Origin of the sequence: Chitinophaga sancti, assembly GCF_034424315.1 — a bacterium.
Taxonomy (GTDB): domain Bacteria; phylum Bacteroidota; class Bacteroidia; order Chitinophagales; family Chitinophagaceae; genus Chitinophaga; species Chitinophaga sancti.
Window position 1 is genome coordinate 3,796,881 of the sequence record NZ_CP139972.1, and the last position, 12,259, is coordinate 3,809,139.

9 protein-coding genes are annotated in these 12,259 nt (G+C 46.6%); 2 read left to right on the plus strand and 7 right to left on the minus strand.

Annotated elements, in window-relative coordinates; all coding sequences use genetic code 11:
- Positions 1 to 388: 388 nt before the first annotated feature.
- On the plus strand, positions 389 to 2,035 hold the full coding sequence (locus U0033_RS14545) for a UxaA family hydrolase (RefSeq protein ID WP_072362632.1): 1,647 nt from the start codon (positions 389 to 391) through the stop codon (positions 2,033 to 2,035).
- Positions 2,036 to 2,130: 95 nt separating this feature from the next.
- Here the strand turns inward: U0033_RS14545 and U0033_RS14550 are convergent, their stop codons facing one another.
- From U0033_RS14550 to U0033_RS14570, 5 genes are all read right to left on the minus strand, one after another.
- Complete coding sequence (locus tag U0033_RS14550) at positions 2,131 to 3,435, minus strand: MFS transporter (protein WP_072362737.1); 1,305 nt, start codon at positions 3,433 to 3,435, stop codon at positions 2,131 to 2,133.
- Between the two features lie 268 nt (positions 3,436 to 3,703).
- A complete protein-coding gene (locus U0033_RS14555; protein ID WP_072362633.1) occupies positions 3,704 to 4,363 on the minus strand; it encodes a bifunctional 4-hydroxy-2-oxoglutarate aldolase/2-dehydro-3-deoxy-phosphogluconate aldolase in 660 nt (219 codons plus the stop codon).
- 1 nt (position 4,364) lies between these two features.
- Positions 4,365 to 5,363 (minus strand): sugar kinase, encoded by a 999-nt coding sequence (locus U0033_RS14560; protein WP_072362634.1) that lies wholly within the window; start codon positions 5,361 to 5,363, stop codon positions 4,365 to 4,367.
- Positions 5,364 to 5,376: 13 nt separating this feature from the next.
- The gene (uxaC, locus tag U0033_RS14565) at positions 5,377 to 6,771 is read right to left on the minus strand and encodes a glucuronate isomerase (protein ID WP_072362635.1); all 1,395 of its coding nucleotides are present in this window, start codon (positions 6,769 to 6,771) and stop codon (positions 5,377 to 5,379) included.
- Positions 6,772 to 6,779: 8 nt separating this feature from the next.
- Positions 6,780 to 8,240, minus strand: coding sequence for a tagaturonate reductase (locus tag U0033_RS14570; protein ID WP_083571591.1), 1,461 nt, complete (start codon positions 8,238 to 8,240; stop codon positions 6,780 to 6,782).
- A 136-nt stretch (positions 8,241 to 8,376) separates the two neighbouring features.
- Here U0033_RS14570 and mnmA point away from each other — a divergent pair, with 136 nt between their 5' ends.
- A complete protein-coding gene (gene mnmA / locus U0033_RS14575) occupies positions 8,377 to 9,471 on the plus strand; it encodes a tRNA 2-thiouridine(34) synthase MnmA (RefSeq protein ID WP_072362636.1) in 1,095 nt (364 codons plus the stop codon).
- 39 nt (positions 9,472 to 9,510) lie between these two features.
- On the opposite strand, the gene U0033_RS14580 is transcribed toward mnmA, so the two are convergent.
- Together U0033_RS14580 and odhB are read right to left on the minus strand one after the other, a co-directional pair.
- Positions 9,511 to 10,650 (minus strand): RsmB/NOP family class I SAM-dependent RNA methyltransferase, encoded by a 1,140-nt coding sequence (locus U0033_RS14580; RefSeq protein ID WP_083571592.1) that lies wholly within the window; start codon positions 10,648 to 10,650, stop codon positions 9,511 to 9,513.
- A 33-nt stretch (positions 10,651 to 10,683) separates the two neighbouring features.
- Positions 10,684 to 12,255 carry a 2-oxoglutarate dehydrogenase complex dihydrolipoyllysine-residue succinyltransferase gene (gene odhB, locus U0033_RS14585; RefSeq protein WP_072362637.1) on the minus strand — a complete coding sequence of 524 codons (1,572 nt, stop codon included), beginning with the start codon at positions 12,253 to 12,255 and terminating at the stop codon, positions 10,684 to 10,686.
- Positions 12,256 to 12,259 lie beyond the last annotated feature (4 nt).

Here is a 12,259-nt window from a genome sequence, read left to right on the forward strand (position 1 = left end):
AATGATAATAAATAGTGGGAGATGCGTATCCCTGCATCTTTTCATAACTGAATGGAAAGATACTTCTTAATGCTTAGAAATGCAAACGTTTGCATAACAATCAGACTGATACTTTTTTAGCAAGGGTACCCTGTTATTTGGCTAATATGCCTAATTCAGGGTGTTTGGGGGCTTTAGTGGCATATTATCACATTATAAATATTTGCATAAAGAAAGAAGGTCTTATCTTTGTATTCCCTTTTCTGGCGGGGATTTGAGTTGCACTGGTCAGCTAAAAGGTTTTAGCCAAGCTATCGAGTGATTTTGCATCATTCTAAAGGCAAAATTTCATTATAGATTAAGATTTTAGTATTAACAGGCAGTATGGTAATTTTATACTTTAGCTAATATGAATAAGTATCTGCAAATACATCCCGGCGACAACGTGCTTGTTGCCCTACAAGACCTTCAACAAGGTACGGAAGTCGGGTTTAATGGTTCCACAATAACCTTACTTAAAGACGTTCCCGCTAAACATAAATTCATGATCGCTGATGCTAAGGAAGGCGATCCTATTACTATGTATGGTGTACTGGTAGGCAAAGCCAATGCTGCCATTGCAAAAGGAGAACTGATTACTATAACCAATGTGAAGCATGACGCCAGTGCATTTCACGAAAAGGAAGGAACTGTAGCATGGGAGCAGCCTGATGTGAGTAAATGGGCTAACCGTACGTTTATGGGATATCCCCGCAAAGATGGCCAGGTAGGTACGCGCAACTACTGGTTGGTAATCCCGATGGTATTTTGTGAGAATCGTAATGTAAGTGTGATCAGGACTGCCTTTGAAAAAGGGCTGGGGTTTGCACCGGCAGAAGTCTATAATGAGCAGGTACAGGATCTCGTTGCTTTATATAAGAAAGGCGACCTGGGGGCGATTAAGACCTACACTGCAGAAGCGGTAAGCCTGAGTAATAAACGTCATACAGTATTTAATAATATTGATGGGATTAAGTTCCTGATGCATGAAGGTGGTTGTGGAGGTACAAGGCAGGATTCTGATGCATTGTGTGCATTGCTGGCCGGGTATATTCATCATCCGAATGTAGCGGGGGCGACTGTGCTGAGCCTGGGTTGCCAGCATGCACAGGTGTCTATATTGCAGGATGCTTTAAAGAAGCTGAATCCTGATTTTAATAAGCCGGTATTGGTGTATGAGCAGCAGAAGAGTGCTTCTGAGTTTTCTATGCTGTCTACTGCGATCAGGGATACTTTCCTGGCGCTGATTGAAGCTGATAAGGAAAGCCGGCAACCAAGTCCGCTGTCTAAGCTGGTGATTGGTTTGGAATGTGGGGGATCTGATGGGTTCTCTGGTATTTCTGCGAATCCTGCGGTGGGTCATACATCTGATCTGGTAGTTGCTTTGGGGGGCACTTCCATTTTGTCTGAGTTTCCGGAATTATGTGGTGTGGAGCAGGAGCTGATTAATCGTTGTGTGGAAAAGGATGTGTCTGATAAGTTCATTCGTATCATGCGTGCGTATGAGAGTCGGGCAGAGTCTGTGGGATCAGGGTTTTATATGAATCCGTCTCCGGGGAATATCAAGGATGGTTTGATTACTGACGCGATTAAGAGTGCGGGTGCGGCGAAGAAAGGGGGGATTTCTCCGGTGATTGATGTGTTGGATTATACGGAGTATGTGAAGCGGCCGGGGCTGAATTTGTTGTGTACGCCGGGGAACGATGTGGAATCGACCAGTGCTGAGGTGGGTTCAGGGGCGAATATTGTGTTGTTTACAACAGGGTTGGGAACGCCTACGGGGAACCCGATTGCACCGGTGGTGAAGTTGGCTACGAATACGAAGCTGGCGCAGCGGATGCCGGATATTATTGATATTAATACGGGTACGATTATTAGTGGGGAAGTGAGTATTGAGGAGATGGGTGAAGAGATATTGGAGTATGTGATCAGGGCGGCGAGTGGAGAAGTACATACAAAGGCGGAAATGTTGTACCAGGATGATTTTATTCCGTGGAAGAGAGGCGTGAGTTTGTAAGATAAATAGAGATTTAAATTCCAAAAAGAAACGCTTTTGCCTTTAGCAAAAGCGTTTCTTTTTGTGGGCGCTAAGATACCTGCGGCCGGCTTCATTTAATCGAATGTGACACGTTCCATTTTAGGTGCGAAGATGTGCATTAAGAGCCATGCAACTAAATAAATACATCCACATATTACAAAGAGGATGTTGTAGCCGATGGTGATATTCCCTAAAAGTTTATAATGATCTAATAAGTATCCTACAATAAAGGGGAAGAAGCTCCCTCCTACTGATCCGGCCATTCCACCTAAACCTACCACAGAGCTGACTGCGTATTTAGGGAACATATCGGATGCCGTTGTAAAGATATTTGCAGACCATGCCTGGTGCGCAGCAGCGGCGAGGGCAATGAGGCCTACTACGACCCAGATATTGGTAGCATATTGAATGGTGATGATCGGCAATACTGCGAAGGCAAAGATGAGCATCGATGTTTTTCTAGCTTTGAATACAGGCCATCCTTTTTTAATGAGGAAGGATGATAAATAACCACCTCCGATACTACCGATGGTAGTAGCTGTATAGATCAGCATCAGCTGCGGATTGGGCTTCGTAAAATCGAGATGATAGGTATCTGAAAAGTAAGATGGCAGCCAGAAAAGGAAGAACCACCAGATGGGATCTGTGAGCATTTTTCCGAATACAAAGGCCCATGTCTGACGGATGCTTAACAGCTTTCTCCAGGATACACTTTTGGGATGAGGATCTACATCTTTTACAGGTGTTTCCACCACGTCGTCACTATGAATGTAATCATATTCTGCCTGTGTCAGTTGCTTGTGACGTGCAGGAATTTCGTACCAGATCACCCAGAAGATGAGCCATATAAAACCGATCACCCCAGTCCAGATAAATGCCTGTTGCCAGCCATATTTACCATTTAACCAGGGTACAACAACCGGTGCTAATACTGCACCGATATTGGCGCCTGAATTAAAGATACCGGTGGCCAGTGCCCTTTCTTTTTTAGGGAACCACTCTGCTACGGTTTTGATGGCTACGGGGAAATTACCAGATTCTCCCAATCCCAGGAACACCCGGGCAAAACCGAATCCAAGCGTTGTTTTGGCCAGTGCATGCAGGATGGCTGCGACACTCCAAACCACGATGGAAAGGATATATCCCATCTTCGTACCTATCTTATCTACCAGGCGGCCGAAGAATAATAATCCGACAGCATAGGCAGCAGAAAAGGCAGTCATGATATGGGCAAAGTCAGTTTCTGTCCAGTGAAATGACTCCGATAATGTTGGCTTGAGCAGACCAATCACCTGACGGTCTATATAGTTGATGGTGGTCGCAAAAAATAATAACGCACAAATGCGCCAGCGAAACCTACCTATTGATGTGGAATCCATGCCTTTCATTTTGGAATTTATAAAGAGGAACTATGATGACTGACTCATTTCGGTTTTCAATGAATACAAAAATGAGTCAATCCTGAATTAAGATACAAAACCGGCGCGAATTATGCAAACGTTTGCACAAAATTGACAGTAAAATAGTCGTGAACCTGCTGCTGGCGATGATCAACGGTAATTAACGCTGACCGGAACCGGGTGGCGAACCATCAGCCATCAATTACATGGATCGTAATTTTGTCGCGGGCCTGTTACAAGCCAGGGCCTACAGGCTTTTTACGATGTCAACTACTTTGGACAATTGCGCGCTCAGTCCATCCCAATCCTTTTTTGCGATCAGGTCTTTGTTCAATAAGTTTGAACCCATACCTACACATACTACGCCTGCATTCAGCCAGGTTTGTATACTTTCTTTGGTGGGTGCAACTCCGCCTGTTGGCATAAATTTCATGTCCGGGAAAAGTGGCTTGATAGCGGTAACATAATTAGGGCCTAAGAGGCTACCTGGAAACAGCTTGACAAAACGGGCGCCTGTCTTTTCTGCGGTAGCGATTTCGGAGGGTGTCATACATCCCGGTATCCATACAATATCTTCTGCCCTGCAAGCCTCTGCGATACTTACATCGGTGATCGGGCTGATAATGAAATCAGCACCTGCACCTGTAAATGCTTTTGCATCAGCTGCGGTTTTGATAGTACCTATACCCAGGTACATGTCAGGCATGTCTACCAGCTTTTTGTCGCGCATGGTGGCGAAATTACGGCGGGCATATTCTCCCCTGTTGGTGAATTCGAACACCCGGATGCCAGCGGCATAACAGGCGGCCATTACCTGACAGCAAACCTCTTCATCATCATGATAGAATACAGGTATGATTTTGCTTTTTTCGAAAGCTGAGACGATGGTAGATGCGGCTATTGCCATATTAAATCAGTTTTAGGATATCTTCTTTAGCTGTTAAATTGAAATCTCCTTTCAGGAAGAGTTTTGACCATGCAGCGGCTGCGGCAAATGAAATGGTTGCCTGTGCATCCATGCCACTTAAACGGGCATGAATCAGGCCAGCCATGAAACTGTCGCCACTCCCTACCCTGTCTACCACTTCGTTGGTTTCGTATGCTTTGGATACACTCAGTGTACCATTATCGAACCAGGTAGCGTAATAGAGGTTATGCGTAGGTGCCTGTGAAAAACGATAGGTAAATGCCACCTGTTTGCAACGGGGGAATTTCTCTGTGATTTCTATGGCTACCGCCTGTGCTTCCTGCAGGTATACTTCCCGGGTGTTTGCTTCCAGGGCTACGGTATTCAGGTTAGTATCCAGCATGGTATGTGCTGCCCAGATATTGCCCATCACCAGGTCACAATGTGCTACGAGTTCAGGCATCACCGCAAATGGTTGTTTACCATATTGCCATAGCCTGCTGCGATAATTGAGATCGGTAGAAATGAACAGTCCTTTGCGGGTAGCGGCTTCGAGTATTTCTTTGCAGATGATGGCGGTATCTTCGTTCAGGGCTGGGGTGAGGGCACTCCAGTGGAACCATTCCGCATCACCCAGCAGGCTATCCCAATCTACCGTTCCGGGCTTTAACCGGCTGAAGGAAGAATATTTACGGTCATATACAACGCCGGCATTTTTCAGGTCTTTGCCCTGTTCCAGGTAATAGATACCAATGCGATCTCCACCTGTGAGCATGCGATCTGTGCTGATCCCCAATGCCTGCAATTGCTGGTTTACTTCGTGTGCAATACCATTGTCAGGCATACGGCTGATGTAGGCTACGGATGTTCCCCATTTGGCCAGGGCAGCTGCTACATTCGCTTCTGCGCCCCCTACATAGAGGGCAGCATTGTGCTGTTCCCATTGCGGGGAGAGGCGGAGCAATATTTCTCCAAAGGAAATGACTTTAACTGGTTTCATATAGTTCGGTTAACTAAAATCCAAAATACGCGCTGGCATTATTATAACAAATATCCTGTACCATTTTTCCTAACCAGTTGATATCACCAGGCAGTTCTCCGTTTTCCACATCTTCACCCAGGAGGTTGCACAAAATACGGCGAAAATATTCATGACGTGACCAGGAGAGAAAACTTCTTGAATCTGTGAGCATGCCTACAAAACGACTTAGCAGGCCCATGTTGCTCAGGGTATTCATTTGTTTTTCCATGCCATCTTTCTGATCCAGGAACCACCAGCCGGAGCCAAACTGCATTTTTCCGGGCACTGTACCATCCTGGAAATTACCAGCCATGGTCGCAAACACTTCATTGTAAGAAGGGTTCAGGTTATATACGACGGTTTTAGCTAATTTATTCTTTTTGTCCAGGCCATCCAGGAAACCAGACATTGCGATGGCTACCTGCCAGTCACCAATAGAATCTACACCTGCATCTGCCCCGATCTGCTGTACGAGGCGACTGTTGTTATTACGGATAGCGCCTACATGAAATTGCTGTACCCAGCCTCTTTCATGGTTCCATTCGCAGATGAGGTGGAGTGTGCCGGTTTTGAACTGCAGGGCTTCTTGTGTTGTGATTTCCTTGCCAGCCCTGAGTTTGGCGAAGATCGTTTCAAGTTCGGCGGCAGTGAATGACGCACTATAGAATGTGCTGATACCGTGATCGGATAAACGACCGCCGGCTTCATGAAAATAATCATGCCTGCTACGTAATGCTTCCATAAACTGCTGATAGCTGCCTGTGGGCATATTAGCGACCATTCCCAGCCTATCTGCGTATTCGTTGAATGCCTGTGCATTTTCAACAGCAATCGCCTTATCGGGGCGGAAAGTAGGCAATACGCGGATGTCAAAACCAGATTGCCTGATGGCGGCGTGATGTTCCAGCATATCACAGGGATCATCTGTTGTACAAAGTGTGGTGACTTTGAAATGCCTGAGCAGGGTTTGTGTACGCCATTGAGCGAGTTGTTCTCCACAATGCTGATACACCCATTCTGCGTTGGAAGCATCCAGCAATTGTTTTACTCCAAATGGATTTTGCAATTCCATGTGGGTCCAATGGTATAGCGGATTGCGCATGGTATAGGGAACGGTGGCTGCCCAGTGTTTGAATTTGGTCAGGTCGTCTGCATCACCGGTTACGAATTGCTCTGCTACGCCATTGGCGCGCATCGCTCTCCATTTGTAGTGATCCCCTTTCAGCCAGATGGCTGTCAGGTTTTCAAACTGCCGGTTATTTGCTATTTCATCAGGAGGTAAGTGATTATGATAATCGATGATAGGCATCTCTTTTGCATAATCGTGGAATAATCTCTTAGCTGTTTCTGTTTTCAACAGGAAATCAGCATCCATAAAAGCCTTCATAACTTGAATTACTTAATTAACGCTGCTTGATTCTCCATCATTTCCTGTAAATGCCCTGCCACGGTGGTGGTGAAGCCGGACAATGCTGACAAGTCAGTTTCCCAAAGATTGGTATCTGCACTGATGGCTTTTACCAGTTGTGAAATATCGGTATACTGTTTCCAATAACCTGCAAAGATGGCTGCACGGTCGTCGGTGATCGGATAAAATTCGGTTCCTCTTGCACCAAAGTACTGGCCATTCTCCTGTTTCGCGGGGCGAAGGAAGAGGATCATGGCAGCAAAACCCTGGCACATAGCGGCGGGAACTTTACCCTGCTGCTCGTAATAACGTACAAAGGTGCGCACGTTGCGGGCATTCATCTTACTGCTTTCCTGGAAAGTAATGCTCAGCAATTTGTGGGCAATAGACGGATTCGCAAACCTGTCCAGTACATCTTCTGCAAAAGCGGGTGCCTGGGGGCAGGTATCTTTAATTGTAGGGAGGATTTCATCTATCACGACGGTTCTGAAAAATGCACGCATATATGGGTTTTCCATACATTCATACACGGTATTCAGCCCTCTGAGATAGCCTAATGGCACGGAAGCCGTGTGACTACCATTGAGGATGCGCAGTTTCTGTTCCCGGTAAGGCGTGATGTCCGGCGTGATGAGCATGCGGGCATCGGTCTTGTGGAAGCCGAGAATTTTGGCAATGGGCGCATCACCTTCAACGGCCCAGAGCAGGAAAGGTTCTGCATTGATCCAGAGCTGGTCAGTGTAGCCGGCGGGTGGCAGTTCTTTTGGTTTGCCGGGAACGATCCTGTCTACGAGGGAGTTGCAGAAAGCGTTATCTGTAGCGATCCATTGCTGGAAGGCGGCCGGCAGCTCATTGTAAGCAGCCAGTTTCAGTACGGTTTCCTTTAATAAGTTTCCATTGTTCACCACGAGTTCGGTAGGAATGATCACAAAACCGGTATGGGAGGCACCCTTAAAACACTGGTAGCGTTCCCAGAGCACGGCGAGTAGTTTGCCGGGATAGGATGCGGGAACCAGGCCTTCAATCTTCTCCGGAACGTATTGGATGCCTACTTCAGTGGTATTGGAAATAATGATCTGTAATGCAGGCTGATGGACGGTTCTCAATATTTCGCCCCATTCTGCATTCGATTGCAAAACTCGGCTAATAGAAGCGTTGATCAGCTGTTGATCTACCAATTCCCCCTGGGCTACGCCCTTGATGTGTGTAGTGAAGAGATTGTCTTGTGAAGTGAATTCGGTGGTTTCTCCATCCGTGGATTTTACGACTACGATTCTTCCTTCGAACTGGCCGGCTTTGTTGGCTTTGTCTACGAGGTAGTCAACAAGGCCACGCAGCAGCACACCGGTACCGAACTGGAGGATCTTCTCCGGGAAGCTAAAGTAGCGCTCGTTGACACCCAGCTCAGGGTGTTGCAGCAAGTATGCTTTATTTAATGTTGGTAACATGTTTAAATTTAGCTAAATCCGGGAATTTGTTTTTAATTTTTTTACACGGGGCAGACAGCTAATTTATAAATCGAAAAAAATCGATGTATCAGCTCCCCCTCTTTTTCTGTAAATTTGCACTCTTAAATACACAAAAATGAGCAGACATGGCAAAGTGCTGGTAGCAATGAGTGGCGGTATTGATAGTACTGTGACCGCTTTGATGCTGCATGAGCAGGGTTATGAAGTGGTGGGGATCACCATGAAAACCTGGGATTACGCTTCTGCCGGCTCCAGTAAGAAAGAAACCGGGTGCTGTAACCTGGATTCTTTTAATGACGCACGGGCTGCGGCCGTACATCACGGCTTCCCCCATTTCGTCCTGGACATCCGGGAAGAATTTGGCGACTATGTGATCAACAACTTCGTCGAGGAATATATGGCTGGGCGCACACCTAACCCGTGCGTACTGTGCAATACCCATATTAAATGGCGTGCCCTGATGAAAAGGGCGGATGCGATGGATTGTGCTTTTATTGCCACCGGGCATTATGCACAGATTCGTGAGGAGAATAGCCGTTGGGTATTGAGTAAAGGGGTGGATGAGACGAAAGATCAGAGTTATGTGCTATGGGGTTTGGAGCAGGACGTGCTGGCGCGGACTATTTTGCCGCTGGGGCAATACAGGAAAACGCAGATCCGGCAGATGGCGGAGGACTTCGGGTACCCGGAATTAGCGAAGAAGGCGGAGAGTTATGAAATTTGTTTTGTGCCGGATAATGATTACCGTGGCTTCCTGAAACGCAGGGTGGATGGATTGGAAGAGCAGGTGAATGGTGGAAATTTTGTGCTGAGTGATGGTACAATTGTAGGGCATCATAAAGGGTATCCTTTTTATACGATTGGGCAAAGGAAGGGATTGGATATTGCGCTGGGAAGGCCGATTTATGTAACGGAGATTATCCCGGAAACGAATACAGTAGTATTAGGTGATGAGGAGGAGTTGAACAGGACGGAGACTTTGGTGGCGGGGATTAATTATATCAAGTACGATCATATTCCGGAAGGAATGGAGGCGATTACCAAGATCCGGTATAAGGATAAGGGGGCGCTGAGTAATTTGTATAATGTGGATGGCAAGGTGAAAGTGAATTTTTATGGCAATGTGAAGGGAATAGCGCCGGGGCAGTCCGCGGTGTTTTATGAGGGAGATGATGTGATAGCGGGAGGAATAATACAGAGAAGTTTATAAATATAAAAAAAGGGGGCTACCGTTGGTAGCCCCCTTTTTTTATGCCAGGCGTACGGCAAACATGCTGTCGGCGCCTTTTTCGTAGCCGGGAATAATGCCTCCCTCCTGCTTTTTTAAGTTGGTTGTGTTTTCCAGGTGCGCGACTACCTCTTCATTTTCTGCGCGGAATACGGAGCAGGTAATATAGATTAGGGAGCCGCCTGGTTTTAGTAGTTTCACTACGTTGCCTGCGATGCTTTGCTGGAGTTGCTGGAATTCTCTGATCTGTTCTTCTTTGAAGAAAGAGAGATTTTCCGGTGTACGGCCCCAGGTGCCGGAGCCTGAACAGGGCGCATCTAAGATGATATGATCAAAGCGACGTTCAAGGGCGATATTGCCTGTAAGATCCATGACCATACTGGTATAATCCCTGATACCTGCTTCCTTGAAGCGCATGTGTAAATTAGCAATGATGGATGGACGCACATCGCTCACCATCAGTTTTATCTTTGGTTCCTTATCTAATAATAAGATTGATTTTCCACCACTGGCGGCACAGCTATCCCACCAGGCTTCACCTGGTTTAGGGTGGAATAGATTGCCTACCTCTTGGGAGGAAGCATCCTGAATTTCGTACCAGCTTTTATCTGTTACGATGGCATCTATTTTCGTGCTGTTGGGCAATGCGAGTGTATTGGGCCCCCATTCATCAAAAGAGATCTCATTGCGGGTGAGCAGTTTTTTTATCGCTTCCTGTTTATCTTTCCGGGTACGAATAAATAAGAACGGTTGCTTTAAAAAAGACTGTGAGAAAGCCAGGGGGTTTATTTCGGGGGATAATTCATTTTGAAAGGGGAAAATGCTTTCAAAGGGAATTTCGGCTGGGGCTTCAATTGTGAAATTTTCTGCTTCCTCTGCTTTACATAAATAGCTACCTAAGAGGATCCGTTCCTGCACAGATTTGTCCGCTTTATACAGGTATCCCAGGCGGTAGTACGAATATACCAGCTGCGAAATATGCCGCCTGTCGCGGCTTCCCATATATGGATGCTGCTTAAAAAAACCTTTCAGGAAATGATGTAAAGGCAGGCTTCCATCGTATTCTGCTATTATCTTTCCGGCAGCTGCTAAGTAATTCTCCCAACGGGTCATAATCACATTATCTAAAAGCAAAACGCTCAATGCCTTTTTTGGCAGCATTGAGCGTTTTGCAAAGGCTTATTAAAAACTAGTTTAGAGTTTCAGTAATGCTTTCAGCGGATCTTTACCGAACAGCAGTTGTTCAGGATTTTCCAGCATTTCTTTCACACGTACCAGGAAGCTTACTGATTCGCGACCATCGATGATACGGTGATCGTAGCTCAGTGCAATGTACATCATCGGGCGGATGACTACCTGACCGTTTACTGCCATTGGGCGATCCTGAATTTTGTGCATACCCAGAATTGCAGACTGGGGAATGTTGATGATTGGTGTACTCATGAGTGAGCCAAACACGCCACCGTTGGTAATGGTGAAGGTTCCACCGGTCATTTCATCCATCGTCAGTTTGCTATCGCGCGCTTTTGTAGCCAGTTCCACTACTTTCTTTTCGATCTGTGCCATATCCAGGCTCTCTGCATTGCGGATCACTGGTACTACCAGCCCTTTAGGTGCAGATACTGCGATAGATATATCACAGTATTCGTGGTATACCAGTTCTTCCCCATCGATGTAAGCATTGACAGCAGGGAATTCTTTCAGTGCAAAGCAACAAGCTTTGGTGAAGAAGCTCATAAAGCCCAGGTTCACCTCATGTTGTTTCTTGAACACTTCTTTGTATTTAGCGCGCAGCTCCATGATGTTTGTCATGTCCACTTCGTTGAAAGTGGTGAGCATTGCGGTGGTGTTTTTAGCTTCTACCAGGCGGCGGGAAACTGTTTTACGCAGGTTGCTCATTTTCTCACGACGTTCGCCGCGGGTAAAGAGTTCCTGATCCAGTGCTACGCCAGGGTTTTGTAATGCAGCCAGTACATCGCCTTTCTTGATTTTGCCATGAGCGCCGGTGCCTTTGATGGTAGCCGGATCTACATGCGAATCAGCGATAACAGCAGCAGCTACCGGTGTAGCTTTCACATCGTTAGGAATAGCGGTTACCGGGGCATTCTGTGCCTGTGGTGCAGCCTGGGTTTCAGCTTTTGGCGCTGCGGTGGCAGCTGCTGGTTGTGCTTTACCGGCAGGACGGCCTACACTTGTATCGATCTTGGCAATTGGGTCACCTACTTTCAGCACATCACCTTCTTTACCCAGGGTGATCAGTGCGCCTGCTTCTTCTGCATTCAGTTCGAAAGTAGCTTTCTCTGATTCCAGTTCGCAGATCACTTCATCACGCTCTACGTAATCGCCTTCTTTCTTTATCCATTTGATCAAAGTAACCTCACTGATAGATTCTCCCACAGTTGGCACCTTCATCTCAATCGTTCCTTTATTTACAGCCGGAGCAGCAGGTGCAGCTTCTGCTACAGGTGCCACAGGGGCTTCAGGAGCCGGCGCTGCCGCAGCAGCTGGCGCAGATGCCGCAGGGGCAGCCGCGTCTGTATCAATGGTACAGGCCACATCTCCAATTTTCAATGTAGCACCTTCAGGAGCAGCTATTTTCAGGATACCTGCCTTCTCTGCGTTTAATTCAAAGGTGGCTTTTTCAGATTCCATTTCACAGATCACCTCATCCTGTTGCACATAATCACCGTCTTTCTTCAACCACTTTGCAATTGTTACCTCGCTAATAGATTCTCCTACCGTAGGAACTTTGATTTCGATAGCCATATTT